Origin of the sequence: Dyadobacter sp. CECT 9275 (assembly GCF_907164905.1) — a bacterium.
GTDB lineage: Bacteria > Bacteroidota > Bacteroidia > Cytophagales > Spirosomataceae > Dyadobacter > Dyadobacter helix.
Genome location: NZ_CAJRAF010000004.1, coordinates 936,866 through 955,442 on the forward strand (window position 1 = coordinate 936,866; position 18,577 = coordinate 955,442).

Here is an 18,577-nt window from a genome sequence, read left to right on the forward strand (position 1 = left end):
TTATAAATCACGGGCTTCTCGACTGGATAAATGAAGAACACGGCATATCTTCGCAGCTAATTCCTTTCACTATGTTTAAAATTAAAAAAACGCTCCAGGTACTTATCTCCCTGACGTTAGCTAACATGCCGCTCCTTTGTGTTGCGCAGGAGTACAAACTGCCCTTCAAACAGGACGAATGGATAAAAGACTACCCCCCTTTCCGTATTGCCGGGAACCTGTATTATGTCGGAACCGACGACCTGGCGAGTTATTTAGTTACAACCAAAGAAGGGCACCTATTGATAAACACAGGACTGGAAGAGTCTGTAGGGCAGCTCAAAAAAAATGTGGAGACCCTGGGCTTTAAGTTTTCCGATATCCGCATTCTACTGGCAACCCACGCGCATTACGACCATGTTGCAGGAATGGCCGCGATTAAAAAAGCCACCGGTGCCACATTAATGATTCAGGAGGCGGATGTGCAGCTAATGAAAGACGGCGGCAGTTCGGATGCTGTCCTTGGCAAATATGGGGCCAGCTTTGCACCAGTAGTGCCCGATCGCGTATTAAAAGACCAGGAAATCATAAAACTGGGAGATACCTCCTTGAAACTCCTGCACCATCCCGGACATACGCCCGGTGCAAGCAGTTTTGCGCTGACGGTAAAAGACCAGAACCGCTCTTACAAAATCCTGATCGCCAACATTCCGACCATCCTGAGCGAAACAAAGCTTTCGGGCATGCCCGGATATCAGCAGGTAGGGAAAGACTATGGTTATACGCTGCAGGTGATGAAAAAAGAGCAGTTCGATATCTGGGTTGCCTCCCACGGCAGTCAGTTTAATCTGCACAAAAAACACAAACCCGGCCAGGCCTACCGCCCGGAAGCCTTTTATGGCCGCAAGGATTACGACAAAATACTGTCCGAAATTGAAGCGACCTACAACCGGAGATTACAGGAATAGGCTGGTTTATAATATCATTCAGTCTGAAATCTTTTTCGAGGATTTCACCATGTAAATTTAAATCAAAAAGCATAGATGCTCCGGTTGGAGCTAGCGGGTATCCAACCCGTATAGTTCCTGAAAAAACATCCGAGATATAAAACCGTGAGGAACGGGGAAACACCTAGTGGCCTGTGATGGCCAGGGAAAGCTGCAATACAAAAGCGCTTGTAGTAATGAGAATTCATAAGTATTCATCTTTATACTAAAAAACTAAACTTTAATAATCATGAAAAAAGAATTACTAAGGGTAATTCCAATATTCATTTTCCCTATTTGGCTGTTGTCCTGTATAACAAGTGACGGGGTAAGTGTAGCTCCGGACGAAGGCACAAAAGTGGAATCCTTAAAAAAGGCAATCATCGGCAAATGGGAATTTCAGACCGAAAATCTGAGGATTTTGGGCGGTAAATCCTGGATCGAACTACGGGGAGATAGCTCCTATACACTCCATTCCATAGCCAGTAAAAGCGTTATAACGGATAAATATGCCGTCGTGAGCAGTTCAGAAATAACACTCAACAGCTTTGGTAAAATTGCTAACTTTAAGGATAATGGGAAGGGGATCACTTTTGAGCTTTATTCCAATAGCAAAAAAGTGGCGTCGGGCGCAAACAGGGTAGCGGCTATTGATACGACGGAACAAACCACACTCCTGTGCCGCTACTGGAACATGCTGAGTGAAGAAGCAGGGATAGATTCCGTTAGAAACGTGGGTAAGTCTACTGTACAATTTTACGACACAGGAATTTATGTGATCAGATCAGGGCTGACAACTTCCGGCACCTCATACGCGGGGCTCACTATGCATTGGAAATGGCACCCGGAAATTGCCAACCGTATTATTTATTGGTATACCGCCGATCGAATTGACCCCAACAAATACTATTATGACATTCACCAGCTGACTGAAACATCTCTGAAAATAACGGAGTCAAACTACTGGGGTCTTTTTAAATTTAACTTTACGCCGGAACCATAAATTGTTCATCACCCAGTTTCCCAGCAACCAAAGTAGGATACAGCACCCTGACTACCCATGACTAAAACTGGTAATTAAAATTCAGGTACAACTACAATCGTACCCACGGATTCCATAGATGGGGAAAATAGGTGTAACGCGAGCAATACGGCGCCAACAAAAACAAGAACGGGTGCAACTGGAAACCTTGTAACCCGACTTTGACTTAACAACGGTAAAGCGCCTGATTTTTGATATTTAAAATATATCTTTGCTGCGAACCGCAGTGGCTGCTTGCCATTTCTTTTTTTATAATAGACGAGGCTCGTCAACAATATCCCCAATGCTATTGTTGACGAGCCTGATGCTAAAATCCTTTAAACGAACTCAACTTCTGAAAAGTAGACTTCAAAATTGAATATGCAGAAAAAACTACAGGCAGGATTGCTCATTTTGTTTGGTATAGTACTCATTTTGCCTGACGTATATGCCCAGGAGCGACAGCTCACCGGTAGAGTCATTAACGAAAGAGGCACGGGATTATCCGGGGCCATTATTCTTTTAAAAGGCTCCGACAAAGCCATAAGCTCGGATGCAAACGGTAATTTTTCTATGGGTGTGGCATCGCATGATACATTGATTGTTTCGATGAAAGCGTACAGTACCCGGGAAGTTCCGGTCACCGGTTCGATGACTACGGTCAATGTTGCGCTTGAGCCTGATGCTAACATGCAGAATGAGATTGTTTTTACTGCGCTCGGTGTCCAAATAGACCGAAAATCTCTGCCCTACGCATCGCAGCAGATCAGCGGTGATGAATTGCGCAGCGCTGCTCAAATAAATTTTGCCGATGCGCTCAGTGGTAAAATAGCAGGTCTTGACATCAAAGTAAGCAGCTCCGGCGCCGGAGGTTCCACAAGGGCGGTGCTAAGAGGAGACAGATCACTCCAGGGTTCTAATGAACCGCTTTATGTGATCGATGGTATTCCCATGGTCAACAACAAGGGTAGCCAGCCAGATACTTGGGGTGGTGGTAATGATGGTGGAGATGGTCTCTCTATGATCAACCCGTCGGATATTGAGCGCATCAACGTATTAAGAGGAGCGAACGCTTCTGTTCTTTACGGTAGTCAGGGTGCTAATGGCGTGATCCTGATCACAACTAAAAAAGGTAAGGAGGGCAAGGTATCTGTAAACTTCAATTCAAGTACTGTTTTCGAACAGGTATCCGGTCTGCCCAAATTCCAGTATCGTTATGGAACGGCCCGTGATGATTATAACTGGACTCCCGTGGGAACAGCGGTTGTTAAATCAGACGACTACCAGAAAGGTTACATTGAGGACTTTTTCCAGACAGGCGTAACAGCTGCAAACGGCGTGTCAATTAGTGGAGGGAACGCCAAAACAAATGTTTACTTTTCCTATGGTAATGTTTCCTCGAAGGGAGTCATGCCAACAAGCAGTTACCATAAAAATAACTTTTCGTTCAGACAAAGCACAAGGCTGCTGAATAACAGGATTACAATTAGCTCAGGTGTGATCCTGTCCTCGGAGGTGTCCAGAAACAGGCCAGGCGCGGGTTATGATAACAACCCGCTGACTGGTTTGTATTTATTCGCCAGAGAACGTGATTTCAATAATTACAAAGAAAATTACGCCATTTTCAATCCGAACAGGAACTTGTACAAGATGAACTGGTATTCGACGGAAGAGAAGCAAAATAATCCTTACTGGGAAATTAACAAAAATCCAAAGCTCCAGTCCTCCAAAAGGATCATTGCCAATGCGAAAATCTCATACGACATCCTGGAGAACCTAAAATTTGAAGTAAGGGGCAATATTGACTACAACAATGTTTTGGACGATAAGCGTTATGCAGCGGCGGGTAACCCGGTAACTGTTAGCCCCAACGGTACCTGGAACTACGCGAAATATACAGATCAATCCATTTATACTGACGGTATTTTCACTTACAACAAGCGCTTTGGTAAACTCAGTTTAAATGCACTTGCCGGGCTCAGTTACCAGGAGAACATTTACTATGATGGTATGACAGTCAAAAATGGAACGGTATCATTGCAGTACCCAAACGTCTTTACATTTGCGAACATGCCCTATAATATCATGTTTACCGAGGACGCACGTTACCGCAAAATCAGCAAAAAAGGTGCGTTTGCCAACCTGTCTGTCGGATTTAAGGATTTTCTGTTTTTGGATCTGGCTGGGCGTAATGAATGGGATTCTACTAAGGACAACATAGGTGGTCAGTCGAATCTCAATCTATCGATTGGTGGATCTGCGATCATCAGCCAAATGGTTCATTTACCTGACGCGATATCACTCCTGAAGATTCGAGCTTCGTTGTCACAAGCAACAAATGAAGTACCTTATAACATTGAGGGCTCATTAATTACGATTGCCGGGGCAGGCGGGCCAGGTGGGACAGGTGGTCTCAACGTAATTACTCGTGCAGCTTACTCCAAGCTAAAACCCGAGAAAGTTCTTACCAATGAATATGGGATTGAAGCCTATTTTTTCCAAAACAGGCTGGGTTTGGAGTTTACAGTATATAATGGTGTGAGTACTAATCAATTTCTTGTTTTGCCCGGAATTCAGGGGTCGGGAGCGGCTATCATGTATTTTAATGCCGAAAAAATCACTAACAAAGGACTTGAACTGACCTTGAATGCTGAAGCTTTCCGCACAGATCATTTCACCTGGAATACTTCACTTAATACTTCGCAGAACCAAAATAAAATCGTTGAGTTGATTGCATCTCGCCCTAACTACCAGATAGGTGGTGATAATGAAGGTTTTGCCTCGCTGAGTAAAACCGGTGGTTCGATAAATGATTTATACGTTTATCACTTTGCCAGAAACACCGCCGGACAGATTATTCTGTCTACCGGAGGCGTTCCAACCAAAGAAGCTACGCAGACAAAAGTGGGCAATGTAAATCCCAAATTCCTCCTGGGATGGAACAACAACTTTCGTTATCGTAACTTCTTTGCCAGTGTTCTTGTCAACGGGAAATTGGGTGGAGTCGTATTGTCTAAAACGGAAGCTTTCCTGGATTCTTATGGCGTGAGTGAAAGAACCGCGGCCGCGAGAGACGACGGAAAAATGGCTATCAACGGGGTAAAACCCGAAGGCACAGCTGTTACTTCGATCGAACCGTATACCTATTATTCGGCAGTCGGTGACAGAAATAAGATCATGGAGCCTTATGTGTTTTCCCGGACAAATGTAAGGTTGGGGCAATTTGTACTGGGCTATTCCTTTAAACAGAAAAGCGCAAACCCTGTGTTTAAGGATGCCTCCATCTCCGTTGTAGGCAGGAATTTGTTCTTCTTCTACAAAAAAGCACCTTTCGATCCTGAGCAGGCGATGAGCACCAACAACGCGCTGCAATCCGCGGACGTGTTTGGCATGCCATCAACAAGATCATACGGATTCAACCTTAAGTTTTCATTCTAAATCTATCAAACCATTTACATGAAAAAGATAATTTTCGCATTTATTTTTCTGATTGCATTTGCTGCCTGTAAAAAAAAATCATCTGTTGAACCAGAAGTAGACCCATCAACCGTTCCGGATTTTCAGATGATTGGCCCTCGTTTTCCCCTGGTGATATCCCAGCTTAATGGGCATCAGACCGAAGAAGACCTCTGTGCAGACAACTGGCTGGGATATATGGGCACTCCTTCGGATTTCCTTCAGAATGTTAATAACACCACTTATACCATCACCTGGAATTCATTTTGGGGACGGGAATACGGTAACGTTATGTCACCCACAACACAAATGATCAGGCTCTCCCAGGAGAACAAATTGCCCTTGTTTGCTACATGGGCGAAGTTGGTTCGTATTTTATCCATGTCCAAATTAACCGCCATACACGGACCAATCATTTATTCCCAATACGGTAGTACGGCAAATTCGATTCCTTATGACAAAGAATCCGACTTGTACCCGCTCTTTTTTAAACAACTGGATTCGATCCAGACGGATTTTAATGCTAAAAAAACTTATGCTGAATTCAAAGATTATGATCCCTCGCAATATGGCGGCAGCATCCCGCAATGGCAAAAATTGGTCAATTCCTTACGTCTGAGACTGGCCATGCGTTTGTCAAAAGTGGATCCGACTCAGGCGAAAATTCAGGGCGAAAAAGCTTTGAAGGATCCGGCTGGTTTGATCACCACCAACGCAGATAATTTTACCAATTCGCTAAATGGAAATATCATGCCGGTAGCCCAAATTTGCTATGAATGGGACGACACCCGCATGGGCGCCGCAATGGAATCCTTTATGGTGGGTTTAAAGGATGGTCGGATTTCTAAGTATTTTGCTCCCGCAGCCAATCCAGCTTACTATACAGATCACCCCTCAGTTCCATACAAAGGAATTCGTAATGGTGGTTACATAAAATATAAAGGGGATCGCACTCCTTTCTCCAAAGTAAGTGCAGATTTTAAGACCGTAACAAGCAGACGGAATTTTACAGCGGCGGAAGTGGCCTTCCTCAAGGCTGAGGCCGGGCTTAGAGGCTGGGCGGGAGCGGGTGACCCAAAGACCAACTATGAAGCGGGCGTAAAGTTGTCTTTTGCTGACTGGGGTGCCAGCGATGTGGATGCTTATCTGGCTGACAAAACAAGCAAACCCATTAATTATGTGGATCCGGTCGATGCCCGCAATAATTTTACCGCTCTTTCGACTATCACGGTAGCATGGGACGAGACGGATTCCAAAGAATTGAAACTGGAGAAGATCATTACGCAGAAGTACCTCAATAACTTCACCAACACGCTCGAGTCTTGGGTAGATTTCAGAAGGACCGGTTATCCGAAAATTCCTTCCGCAGCCAAAAACGATAGCAATCCAACCTGGGGAATTATTCCTGCCGGAGAATTTATCAAAAGAATGCCATTTGTAAACGCAGAAAGAACGGGTAATACTGCTGCGGTTGCGGATGCAGTAACCAAAATGGGTGCCGGCGCGAAGGACGATATCGCAACCCGCCTTTGGTTTGATACGGGTAAGGCGGCTAATTTTTGATGGCTAATCCGAGATCGCTTTCTGACGACTTGATATTTGTTGCTTCTATTTTCGGAAACAATATCCATTATTACATAGTCGAAAAAATAAAAAAACGGAGGGCCTGCCAGGCAGAACCCTCCGTTTTGGTTAACCTATCTCAATCAGCCGTGGGGCTTTTTGCTTTGCCTGTTCCATTTTGGGAATGGTCAGGTGAAGCAGGCCGTTTTCATACCTGGCTGCGATGTGCTCCACATCGACAACGTCCCTGGGAAGTACAAAGCTCCTCTGGAAAGATTGGTAGCTGAACTCCCTGCGGCTGTAACCATTCTGATCAGATGCCTGCCGCTGTTCCTTTTGAGAGCTAATGGTGAGCGTGTTGCCATCCAGCTCAACCTTGAAATCACTTTTGTCCATTCCGGGAGCGGCCATTTCCACTTCGAAATGATCATCTGTCTCGCGGATGTTTACCAAAGGCACCGTCGTGCTGGTTGCGGAGTAGTTATTGTTGCTCCAGTTAAAAAGTTCACGGCCAAAGAAATCGTCGAACAGCGCCGGGAAAGCTGTGGGCAATAGCCCGTTCCTTTTGATGAGTGACATAATCAACCTCCTTTTTAAAAGTTAAACAATGCGTAATGAACTTTCGGCCGGGACTTGTTGCCCGCCTGCCTCTATTATTCAAAGGGCGTTCCAAGCCTGATTTTCCGGAAATTTTTTCAGGGTTCCGACATTTTTTCTGACAGGTTTACACTAGCGAAAACTGACAAAATTGACAGTATCAAAAATTTTATTGAACTGATTTTTGAAAAATATAGTCATTTTTTATTTTTGCGGCAACAAGAGTGCAAGGGCCAAACGATGCTTTGCAACAGTTCTTTAATAGATGAAACTTAGTGATAACTTTTGTTTGTTAAATTATGTCTCTTTTTTATTCAATTTTCAAAAACTACAACACGTATTCCATTTGCGGCTTTCTTTTCGCCGCCACGCTTCAGGCAAGTTCACAGGCACAGCCTTCGGGCAAACCCGCCGGAAGCTCTTCGTTTCAAACCAACCTGTTTAATCTGGAGGCCAGTGCTAACGAACCATTCCGGTATTCGGCGACATTGAAAAACGGAGCCGCACAGCCGAAGTTCTATGCTTTGGACGCGAAAGCGCCCGACGGCTGGCAGGTATCGTTCCGCACCCTGGGCAGCCCCGTCACCTCAGTCCAGGTGCAGGCGGGCGCATCGCAGGAAATATCCGTAGAGCTGAGCGCGAGCCCCTATTCCAAGCCGGGTAAGTATGCTATTCCCGTAACGGCTGTTTCGCCGGGCGACACGCTCCGGCTCAATCTGGAAGCGGTTCTTAAGGGGGCGTACAAGATTGAACTGACCACGCCATCGGGGCGCCTCAGCGAAAATGTCACCGAAGGTAGCGTGGAGGAGATCGTCTGCACCATCAGGAACACGGGTACCATGCCGCTTACCAACGTGGAGCTGTCCGCCCAGACACCAGCGAAATGGCAGGTCACCTTTGAGCCGGCCAAAGTGGAACGTATAGATCCATCCGGTTCTATCGATGTCACGGCCAAAGTGCATGTTCCCGACAAAACCATTGCCGGGGACTATGTCTCCACGTTCACGGCCAAAACCCAGAACGCCAATGCCGATGCTGCTTTCCGGATCACCGTTAAAACTTCCCTGTTATCGGGCTGGCTGGGCGTGCTCGTCATTTTACTTTCAATCGGTTTGATATTCAGGTTAATCAAAAAATACGGCAGACGATAAACGATATGGAAAATCCTGTCATTGATTTGAAGGGGTTGACTAAACGTTATGGTTCTCTGAAGGCAGTCGATGACCTCAACCTGAAAATCGAAAAGGGGGAAGTATTCGGTTTGCTGGGCCCGAACGGAGCAGGAAAAACGACGACCATCCTGATGATGCTCGGACTCACCGAACCCACGTCGGGCAAGGCGCTGGTTTGTGGAATCGACGCGACGAGCAATCCCATTCTCGTAAAACGCAAAGTAGGCTACATGCCCGATAGCATCGGGTTTTACGATGGCATGACTGCCCTTGAAAACCTGGTGTACACCGGCAAACTGAACGGCCTTGCCGAAAATGAGGCCCGGCAGCGCGCGCTGGATCTGATGGACCTGGTCGGACTGGGCGACTCGGCACATAAAAGGGCGTCCGTTTTTTCCCGCGGTATGAAACAAAGGCTGGGTCTGGCGGAAGTTCTGATCAAGCGGCCCGAGGTAATCATCCTCGACGAACCCACGCTCGGTATCGACCCCGCGGGCGTGAAAGATTTTCTTGGGCTCATACACCAGCTGAGTAAGGAGCAGGGGCTGACCGTCCTGTTATCGTCCCACCATCTGCACCAGGTGCAAATGGTTTGTGACCGTGTTGGTATTTTTGCTGCCGGTAAAATGCAGATGGAAGGAAATATCCACCAGCTTTCACAGACCCTTTTCGCAGAAGACTCCTACTCGGTCGACATGACGGTAAGAGAACCCCTGCCAGCCTCCTGGGAGCATCTTGAAGCACTGCAAAATATCCGCGACGTTCGAGGGGTGCGCATGGCCGGAAACCTCGTACAGATCGCGTGTGCCCCGGAAGTTATCCCCGACATGGTTCGTTTTTTTGTTGCCAGGGGCCTTGATGTAATGGGCGTCCACAAGCGGGAGTTCGGACTTGATGAGATCTACCAGAAATATTTTGACAACCATCAAATTGAAAACAATGCCAATGAAAAGTCTCGCAGCATTTTCAAAAGGTACATCAGTAAAAAGTGAGCCCGCCGCGAATCCCACCACCACCTTCCGGGTGGTGGTCGATAAAGAAGTGACCGATCATATCCGGAGCTGGCGGCTTGTTCTGCTGCTCGCCTTGCTGACGCTCACCTTTTTCGGGGCTTTGTATGTTTCGCTCAGCAACATCAGAGGTGTCGTATCCAATACCCAGGACCCGGACAGCACGTTTCTTTACCTGAAATTGCTTACCAGTACCGACGGCACGATGCCGCCGTTTCATGTATTCCTTAATTTTTTGGGCCCCTTGCTCGGGATCGCACTGGGTTTCGACGCAATCAATGCCGAACAGAACAGCGGCACTTTGATACGCCTCATGGCTCAACCCGTTTACCGCGACAACCTGATCCTGGCAAAATTCGTCAGTGCGCTGATCGTCGTAGGCACCCTCTTTTTTACGCTCGTCCTGCTCATGATTGGTGCAGGCCTGTTGATCACCGGCGTGTTGATCGAACCCACGGAGGTGCTCCGAATTTTCACCTTCACCCTCCTGGCCATTGTCTATGTCGGGTTTTGGCTGAGCTTGTCGATCTTGTTTTCGATTGCGTTCAAACAAACGGCGACGTCCGCGCTCGCAGCGATCGGCGTGTGGCTATTCTTTACCGTATTTTACCAGATTGTGGTCAATTTGGCAGTCAGCGCTGTTATTCCCAGGCAGAGCATCCAAACGGAGGCAGACCTGGTCGGCTACAATGAAATGATGCTGAACATACTCCGTCTGGCACCAAGCCAGTTGTTTTCCGATGCCACCACCACCTTGCTGATGCCCTCGGTACGAAGCCTGGGCCCGATGACCATGGAACAAATGGCGGGTGCTATCCCCTCGCCCCTTCGGTTTATGGACAGCCTGATGGTCGTATGGCCCCAATTGTCGGGACTGGTAGCCGCCACTTTTCTTTGCTTTGCCTATTCTTATTACTTGTTCATGCGAAGAGAAATCAGAAGCTAGTGGTTCGGAGATCGCAAATTTTGGCAAATCAGCTTATGCGGGCTGAGATATAGAGCATGCACTGAAATTACTACATCTTGGCTATTGTATTTGACCGGCCTGTCCGAAAAAAGCAATGTGCAAATTTTGCACATTGCTTTTTTCCGTTTCCTGCTCAAACTTTACCTCAATTTGGGTCTGGCCGTCACTACGGTGGTATATTTCGATTTGATCTTGAATACTTTATAAATCTATCGAAACATCTACGAATACCTACCCCTCCTCAAAATAATCACCGTCCAATCGCTTTATCTCATAAGTTCTTTGTGACGACACCCCCAGATTGTAGTCAATCATGAGCTGAGCAAGTTCCTCACCATCAATCAATACAATCTTAGTCTCATTGCGTGGTGTATAATCCCTCGCATCCTTAGTGAATGTAGATGTAGTGATAAAAATTCCCTTTTTAGCTCCTTGCCCTGCCAGTGCCCCAACAAACTTGTGCAGTTCAGGCCGCCCTACGGTATTTCCTGCCTGCCAACGCTTAGCCTGGATATAAATAATGTCAAGACCAAGCTTGTCTTCTTTAATCGTCCCATCGATTCCTTCATCGTTGGTTTTACCAACTGCCTTTCCCGCGTCTTTGATAGAACCACCGTAACCCATTTTCACCAACAACTCAACAACCAATCGCTCGAAGAAAGATGGTGATAAACTTGTCACCGTGTCGATAATCTCCTGAGCTAATGATTTACGAATCCTCTGATAGGCATTATCGATTATTTCTTCCGGCGTTTGAGTCTCAGTTTCAGGCGCTACGTCAATCGACGTAGTTGACTCGCCATCCCGTTTATAGTTCTGAAATTCCAGAAATTCAGGGTATTGCTTTAAAGTTTTGTTATCAATCCTATCCGGAATTGTTTTGAGTAAGGCCAGGCCACGCGGCGTGATTGATATAGTACCTCGCTTGTGAGAATCCAGCAATCCAGCCTTTTTAAGATACGTCCGCGACCAGCCCACGCGGTTAGAAAACAGAAACGCCTGCCCGCTAGGTAACAATTCGGTCCGTTCTTGTTCCGTAAGATTAAACTCATCGGCAAGAATTTCGATGGCTTCTTTTAAAGTACATTCTCTTTTGTTTTCTGCTACTTTGAGTAGTGGCAGCATGAGGGTTTGGTAGTCTGGGATGGGCATCAGCAACTTACTTTAGTTAGTCAATTAGGCTTGATTGGTCCAAAAATCAGCAAGCAGTTCCGCCTGGCTTAATACTTTATTAACTGACACATTATATTCTCCTGTTGCGGGATCATCCGGCGGATATTTGTACTTTCTCAAAATACGCTTGACCAGCACACGCAATTTTGCCTGAACACTTTCTTTTAGCTGCCAATCAATACTTGTGTTTCTCCGCACACTGTCGACCAGTTCATGTGCAATGGCTTTCAGTGTGTCGTCACCCAGAATAGTCTCCGCTGTCGGGTTATCTGCCAATGCATCGTAAAAAGCCAATTCATCTTGCCGCAGGTTTAGCTTTTCTCCGCGTTTATCGGCTTCCCTGATATCTTTTGCAAGTTGAAGCAATTCATCCATCACTTGCGCCGCTTCTATAAGCCCGCTTTGATAACGCTTTACAGCATCAGCAAGCATTTCTGAAAACTTGCGGCTTTGTACCAGATTAGTCGCAGAGCGCATTTTCAATTCGTCATTTAACAACCTTTTCAATAACTCCAGCGCCAGATTTTTACGGGGCATTCCCTTAATCTGTTCCAGAAAATCATCATTCAGGATTTCAATCGACGGCTTGTTGATTCCAGCAGCGTCAAATACATCAATTACCTCATTGGAGATGATGGCATCGTTGATGATCTGACGGATTGCTGTTTCAATTTCTTCATTACTTTTTTTCTTTTTGTTTTCGTCAAATTTCGAAAAGCGGGCTTTGATAGCCTGAAAAAATGCAAGGTCATTTCTGATTTCCTTCGCTTCTTCCGTAGTCCCTACCAATCCGAAGGCCTGGCTCAAACGCCCGACATGATAATTAAACCGCTTTTTACCAGTTACCCCATCCTCATCTTTCAAGCCGAGAATGTAATTGGAAGCTTCCAGGATGAAATTCAGCTTTTCCCTTGGCTGCAAAGCAAAATATTTGCGATAATCAAATGTGCCAAATAGCTGTACCACAATCTCATACAAGTCCAGCATTTTATCCACAGCCTCTGATTGATCAAAGGTGAGTTTGCCTTTTCCGTTCGCTTCCGTATAAATCGCCAGCGCCTTTTTAAGATCCTGGGCAATGCCAATGTAATCGACCACCAATCCGCCCGGCTTGTCACCGAAAACACGATTCACCCTTGCGATAGCCTGCATCAGGTTGTGCCCGTTCATGGGTTTGTCGATATACAAAGTATGCAGCACGGGAGCATCAAAACCGGTCAGCCACATATCCCGTACAATCACCAGCTTCAATGGATCCGATGGATCTTTTAGCCTGTCACCAATGGCTTTTCTGCGCGGCTTGTTTCTGATATGCTCCTGCCAATCCAATGGGTCACTCGCTGAGCCGGTCATAATCACTTTTATTACACCTTTATCATCGGCGCTGTCATACCAATCGGGACGAAGCAGGATGATCTGCTTGTGCAATTCCACGCAGGTTCTCCGGCTCATGCTCACAATCATTCCTTTTCCCTCGGCGGACTCAATTCTCGTTTCAAAATGCATAATGAGATCAAGCGCCACTTGTTTAAGCCGCTTTTCACTACCTAAAACTGCCTCTTTACTGGTCCATTTTGCAAAGCGTTTCTGTTTGTCTGTTAGCTCATCGTCTTCCGTTACTTCCTCCACCCGGGCATCCAGTATCTCCTGATCCGCTTCGCTCAGCTCTATTTTGGCAAGGCGGCTTTCGTAATAAATCCTTACCGTCGCCCCATCTTTTACAGCTTGCTGTATATCATATACGTCGATGTAATTTCCGAAAACAGATTTCGTGTTTTTGTCTTCCTTTTCAATGGGCGTTCCCGTAAAGCCAATGAACGAAGCATTTGGCAAAGCATCGCGCATGTGTTTGGCAAAACCGTCAATGAAATCGTACTGGCTGCGGTGCGCCTCGTCTGCGATTACTACCACATTGCTGCGGTTACTGAGCTGCGGATATTTCCCGCCTTGTTCCTCGGGCATAAACTTCTGGATCGTCGTAAAAACAACACCACCTGATGCTACGCTGAGCAGGTTTTTCAGATCGTCACGCGTTCCCGCTTGTACCGGTGTCTGGCGAAGTAATTGCGAGCAGGCGGTAAAGGTTTCATACAATTGCTGATCCAGATCATTCCGGTCCGTCAGGATTACCACCGTTGGATTGTTCATTTCCGGTGCCAGCACAAGCTTGCCTGCATAAAACACCATACTCAGGCTCTTTCCACTTCCCTGCGTGTGCCACACCACGCCGGCGCGCTTATCTCCGGGAAACTGCTCCGTAACATCCTGTTTTCCGTATTTAGCTGGCGGCTCCGCGAAGGAATTAAATGCAGGAACAGCAGATGCGCGTATCGTGCTTTCTATGGCTTTGTTTACTGCATAGTATTGGTGATAGGCGGCAATTTTCTTGATCGTCTGTTCTTTTGCTCTTTCATAAACGATGAAGTGGCGGATCACATCCAGCAGTGTTTTCTTATTCAGCAAACCCTGTAACATGGGTTCCATTTCCGGAGTGGTTTCCGTATCGACGATATTGATTCCGTCGGCGGTTTTCCATTCCATAAAACGGCTGTAATCACTGCTCAATGTACCGGCTTTCGCAAACCAGCCATCGGTCACAATCATAAATGCATTATAGGTAAACAGCGAAGGAATTACCTGCTTGTAAGTCTGCAATTGGTTAAAAGCCGCCCTGATATCCGCTTTTTCGTTAGGGGCATTCTTAATTTCCAAAACAACAAGCGGTAAACCATTCACAAACAGCACAATATCAGGCCGTTTGTTGACATGATTTTCTACAATCGTAAGCTGATTCACAGCCAGAAACTCATTGTTTTCCGGTGCTCCAAAATCAACAAGCCAAACTTTATCCGTTCTTGTTTTGCCGTCGCCAATGCTGAATTTCACATCGATTCCATCCGTAAGCATCTGGTGGAAGGCTTCATTGTTTTCGAAGAGTAGCAAGTTGGAAGTACGCATCGCTTTTTTCAAAGCCTATTCCCGTGCGTCCGCCGGTAACTTAGGATTGAGCTTGTCAATCGCTTTTTGCAAACGCTGCCTTAATATGACCTCGCTGTATTCACGCTCCTTGGAAGCACCTTCGGCCAAATCCGGACCATAGACAAGCTCATAACCTAAATCTGCGTTTAGGATTTCGAGGGCTATTTGTTCTATTTCGGACTCGGTGATGTGTGGCATTACTTACTTGGCTTCTTAATTTGTAAAATTTTAAAGTCCATCCCTAATGAGCGCATGTCCTTCACAAGCTCATTTAGGCAAAACTTGGCTATGTTTGATTCGAAGTCTCTGATGTTCGTCAGAGAGCGTTTCCGTCTCGACTTATCTAACATCGCTAACACAAAAACAGGCTTCTTACCATCAAATGTACTAATATAGGAATCAGGCGAAATACTAGTAAGTTGCATCTGAGCCGCTTTAAAATAAGCTGTCTTCGCGGTCATAGATTTCAAAGTATTATACTGGCTACGTAAGAAGCTCTTATCTGTTCGTAAATCCTCGCTAACTCTCCTTGCGGCAATTTGAACTTGTCTGCATAGATTTCGCATTTCATTATCAAACCCCTTCTTTACATGTATAAAATAAACGCAGTCTGCGTCCCATTTTAAAATATCGCATACCTCGATATTCTCTGGACAAACCTTATCGAACACAAGGGTATTCTTATTATTGAGATGGCTAGCATTAAATTTATTTTCACTATCAATGGATTTCCACACATTTAGTAAACCTGAAATCTCATTCAGATTTACGAAATCTTGCGTTTGATCATTAAGTTGTTTAATAAAATTCGCTTTAATAACATACCATTCACTGTTAACTAGGAAGTAACTTTGACCATGAAATACCATCTCGGCACATAAATGATCTTCGAGCATTCCAAACGTCACCTCCTTACCGTCTCCGTATAGACTAGTGATCGCTGCCGCCCTTACAAACTTCTCAAAATCCTCCTTGGAAGAAATTTTCTCATGATCGGGGAGAATCTCGCAAAAAGAATCGAAATTGGACAACTCCTCAACCATGAGAATTTGTTGCCTTTTATTTATTCGGAAACTTAATTGATACGAATCACAATCATAAAATTTATCAAAGTCTTTATGGCAAATCTCAAAATTAATCCCGGTGCTTTTCCCCTGGTATTCTTCGAAAAGGTACTTTAAAACCTGCTCATTGAGGCTTTCAATAAGAGTTGTATCTGACTTGTCTAGTTTCCTTATCAGATTCAAATCAACCGTTGGATTCTGCTTAGATTGGAAAATTCGGTGAAACTGACCACCCCAATTCGGTTTAAACTGACCACCTGTTCCGGGCGAAATTGACCACCCCATTTCGGATCAAACTGACCACCTGATTCCGGAGTAAACTGACCACCTGAGAGATTAGAAAATGCTGTAGAATCAACCATATTTTTGGCACGAACCAATCGTGTAAAAGGTATGGCCAATTCGACAATCAGCATGAGCAAAATAAGACAGATTTTACGGATGTACAGCCAGGGCCGCAGCAAGCTCTGGATAGCGGAACAGACAGGTGTTTCCCGCAATACCGCTAAGAAGTACATGACCACTTTTGATGCGAGCGGACTTACCTTTGAACAGATCAACAGCCTGAATGATAAAGAGCTGGATGACTTTTTCGGAACGGTTAAACAGCAGCCACCGCAAGACAGATTGTTGAATCTGCAACGTTGTTTTCCGCAAATAGACAAAGAATTAAAACGGACAGGTGTTACCCGTCATATGCTTTGGGAAGCCTATAAAAAGGAATTTCCGGAAGGATTTGCTTATACCCAGTTTTGCTTTCATCTGACCAAATGGAAGGCCCGCGTTAACCCTGTGATGCATCAGGACCATAAGGCCGGCGATAAGCTGTACATCGATTTTGCAGGTGTTAAATTAAGTATTGTAGATAAAGAGACTGGTGAATTAACTGAGGTTGAAGTGTTTGTGGCTATCCTGGGAGCGAGTCAACTCACTTACGTGGAAGCAGTCAGTAGCCAGCAAAAAGAAGATCTGATCGCAGCTTGCGAGAATGCACTTCATTATATCGGTGGTGTGCCGGCAGCAATTGTTCCGGATAACCTTAAAGCTGCTGTTATAAAAAGCAATAAATACGAACCTACGCTGAACGAGGCCTTTGCCGATTTTGCTGATCATTATGGGACTACGATATTACCTGCACGCGCTTACCGGCCAAGAGATAAGGCGTTGGTGGAAGGTGCTGTCAAAATCGTTTACAGCCGTATTTATGCGCCTTTAAGAAAGCAGGTTTACAACTCACTGACAGAGTTAAACGCAGCTATATTGATTGCTCTCGAGGCTCATAATAACCAACTGCTTCGGGGCCGTAATTACAGTCGCAGACTCCAGTTTGAAGAAATTGAGCGCAGTGCTCTGGCCCCGCTTCCGATCCTGCATTATGAGTTCAAAAAACAGCTACATGCCACTGTAATGAAGAACGGACATGTCTGCCTGAGCGTTGACAAGCACTATTATAGTGTCCCATACCGGTTTATCGGCAAGAAAGTCAAGTTGTTGTATTCCAATTCTGTGGTTGAAGCATATTATCATTACGAACGTATCGCCCTTCATAAAAGGCTTAAAAGTCCCTATAATTATTCTACCGATAAAGAACATCTGGCCAGTACACACCGCTTCGTAACAGACTGGACACCAGATCGATTCTTGGAGTGGGCTTCCTCGATCCATGAAGATGTCAGGTTGTATATTCTTAAAATCCTGGATCGCAAACAGCATCCCGAACAGGCCTACCGCTCCTGTATTGGTATCCTCTCTTTTGCGAAGAAAGCTGGTGAACAACGCCTGATCAGCGCGTGCCAAAGGGCTTTAAGCTATGGTATCTACAACTATAAAACAATCCAGACTATACTGGAAAAAAAATATGGATCAATATGAAGACAGCCTGTTTGCAGACGAATTACCCATGCCCAAACACGATAATATCAGAGGCGAAGACTATTATCAATAATCCTTTAAACAATTAATAAAAATGAACACAAACACTTTGGAAAAGTTACGCAAGCTAAAATTTTACGGCATGTTCCATGCCTTTAAAAGTAGCCTGGAAAGTGGAAAGACTAATGATTACACGGCGGATGAGCTTTTAGCTCATCTAGTTGACGCTGAATGGGATGACAGAAATAACCGTCGGGTCGAACGCCAGATCTTGTACGCACGGTTCCGCTATAAGGCCATGGTCGAAAATATCCACTATCATGCTGATAGAAGTATTGACCGTAATCAGATCATGCGCCTAGCAGAATGCTCCTTTATTGGCCGAAATGAAAACCTACTGATCACAGGCAGTACCGGAATCGGTAAAAGCTATGTAGCATCTGCGATTGGTCATCAGGCATGTATACTTGGCTACCGCGTAATGTATGCCAGTACTCCCAAATTGTTTGCCAAACTCAAAATGGCCAAGGCGGATGGATGGAAAATTCGGTGAAACTGACCACCCCAATTCGGTTTAAACTGACCACCTGTTCCGGGCGAAATTGACCACCCCATTTCGGATCAAACTGACCACCTGATTCCGGAGTAAACTGACCACCTGAGAGATTAGAAAATGCTGTAGAATCAACCATATTTTTGGCACGAACCAATCGTGTAAAAAGGTATGGCCAATTCGAC

At 45.5% G+C, this 18,577-nt stretch carries 15 protein-coding genes; 9 read left to right on the top strand and 6 right to left on the bottom strand.

Annotated elements, in window-relative coordinates:
* Positions 1-71 precede the first annotated feature (71 nt).
* The 4 genes from bla to KOE27_RS29500 all read left to right on the top strand — a co-directional run bounded on the left by bla (position 72) and on the right by KOE27_RS29500 (position 7,005).
* Entirely contained in the window at positions 72-947 is an 876-nt protein-coding gene (bla, locus tag KOE27_RS29485) for a subclass B3 metallo-beta-lactamase (RefSeq protein ID WP_215242409.1), read from the top strand.
* 268 nt (positions 948-1,215) lie between these two features.
* Entirely contained in the window at positions 1,216-1,968 is a 753-nt protein-coding gene (locus KOE27_RS29490; RefSeq protein ID WP_215242410.1) for a hypothetical protein, read from the top strand.
* A gap of 399 nt (positions 1,969-2,367) precedes the next feature.
* Positions 2,368-5,424 (top strand): SusC/RagA family TonB-linked outer membrane protein, encoded by a 3,057-nt coding sequence (locus tag KOE27_RS29495; RefSeq protein WP_215242411.1) that lies wholly within the window; start codon positions 2,368-2,370, stop codon positions 5,422-5,424.
* Positions 5,425-5,442: 18 nt separating this feature from the next.
* Positions 5,443-7,005, top strand: coding sequence for a SusD/RagB family nutrient-binding outer membrane lipoprotein (locus tag KOE27_RS29500; protein ID WP_215242412.1), 1,563 nt, complete (start codon positions 5,443-5,445; stop codon positions 7,003-7,005).
* 129 nt (positions 7,006-7,134) lie between these two features.
* Here the strand turns inward: KOE27_RS29500 and KOE27_RS29505 are convergent, their stop codons facing one another.
* Positions 7,135-7,584 carry an Hsp20/alpha crystallin family protein gene (locus tag KOE27_RS29505; protein ID WP_215242413.1) on the bottom strand — a complete coding sequence of 150 codons (450 nt, stop codon included), beginning with the start codon at positions 7,582-7,584 and terminating at the stop codon, positions 7,135-7,137.
* 317 nt (positions 7,585-7,901) lie between these two features.
* On the opposite strand from KOE27_RS29505, the gene KOE27_RS29510 reads away from it, so the two are divergent.
* The 3 genes from KOE27_RS29510 to KOE27_RS29520 are packed head-to-tail and all read left to right on the top strand — an operon-like array spanning position 7,902 to position 10,730.
* On the top strand, positions 7,902-8,753 hold the full coding sequence (locus KOE27_RS29510; RefSeq protein WP_215242414.1) for a COG1470 family protein: 852 nt from the start codon (positions 7,902-7,904) through the stop codon (positions 8,751-8,753).
* A 5-nt stretch (positions 8,754-8,758) separates the two neighbouring features.
* On the top strand, positions 8,759-9,766 hold the full coding sequence (locus tag KOE27_RS29515) for an ABC transporter ATP-binding protein (protein ID WP_215242415.1): 1,008 nt from the start codon (positions 8,759-8,761) through the stop codon (positions 9,764-9,766).
* Positions 9,720-10,730 carry an ABC transporter permease gene (locus KOE27_RS29520; RefSeq protein ID WP_215242416.1) on the top strand — a complete coding sequence of 337 codons (1,011 nt, stop codon included), beginning with the start codon at positions 9,720-9,722 and terminating at the stop codon, positions 10,728-10,730. The genes KOE27_RS29515 and KOE27_RS29520 overlap by 47 nt, the downstream gene beginning before the upstream one ends.
* Positions 10,731-10,982: 252 nt before the next feature.
* Here the strand turns inward: KOE27_RS29520 and KOE27_RS29525 are convergent, their stop codons facing one another.
* The 4 genes from KOE27_RS29525 to KOE27_RS29540 are packed head-to-tail and all read right to left on the bottom strand — an operon-like array spanning position 10,983 to position 16,252.
* Positions 10,983-11,876, bottom strand: coding sequence for a restriction endonuclease (locus KOE27_RS29525; RefSeq protein WP_229253060.1), 894 nt, complete (start codon positions 11,874-11,876; stop codon positions 10,983-10,985).
* 51 nt (positions 11,877-11,927) lie between these two features.
* Positions 11,928-14,882, bottom strand: a complete 2,955-nt coding sequence (locus tag KOE27_RS29530) for a type I restriction endonuclease subunit R (RefSeq protein WP_215242418.1) — start codon at positions 14,880-14,882, stop codon at positions 11,928-11,930.
* A 15-nt stretch (positions 14,883-14,897) separates the two neighbouring features.
* Positions 14,898-15,101, bottom strand: a complete 204-nt coding sequence (locus KOE27_RS29535) for a hypothetical protein (protein ID WP_215242419.1) — start codon at positions 15,099-15,101, stop codon at positions 14,898-14,900.
* Positions 15,101-16,252: a TIGR04141 family sporadically distributed protein gene (locus tag KOE27_RS29540; protein WP_215242420.1), complete on the bottom strand. Its 1,152-nt coding sequence runs from the start codon at positions 16,250-16,252 to the stop codon at positions 15,101-15,103. Before KOE27_RS29540 ends, KOE27_RS29535 begins: the two co-directional genes overlap by 1 nt.
* Before the next feature lie 108 nt (positions 16,253-16,360).
* Between KOE27_RS29540 and istA the strand changes: the two genes are divergently transcribed.
* Both istA and KOE27_RS29550 read left to right on the top strand, forming a co-directional pair.
* Positions 16,361-17,839, top strand: coding sequence for an IS21 family transposase (istA, locus tag KOE27_RS29545; protein WP_215242421.1), 1,479 nt, complete (start codon positions 16,361-16,363; stop codon positions 17,837-17,839).
* A gap of 94 nt (positions 17,840-17,933) precedes the next feature.
* Positions 17,934-18,392, top strand: a complete 459-nt coding sequence (locus KOE27_RS29550) for an ATP-binding protein (protein ID WP_215242422.1) — start codon at positions 17,934-17,936, stop codon at positions 18,390-18,392.
* Here KOE27_RS29550 and KOE27_RS29555 read toward each other — a convergent pair.
* The coding region (locus KOE27_RS29555; RefSeq protein WP_215242423.1) for a hypothetical protein at positions 18,355-18,577 on the bottom strand (223 nt) is incomplete at its 5' end. The two genes, KOE27_RS29550 and KOE27_RS29555, sit on opposite strands and share 38 nt — an antisense overlap.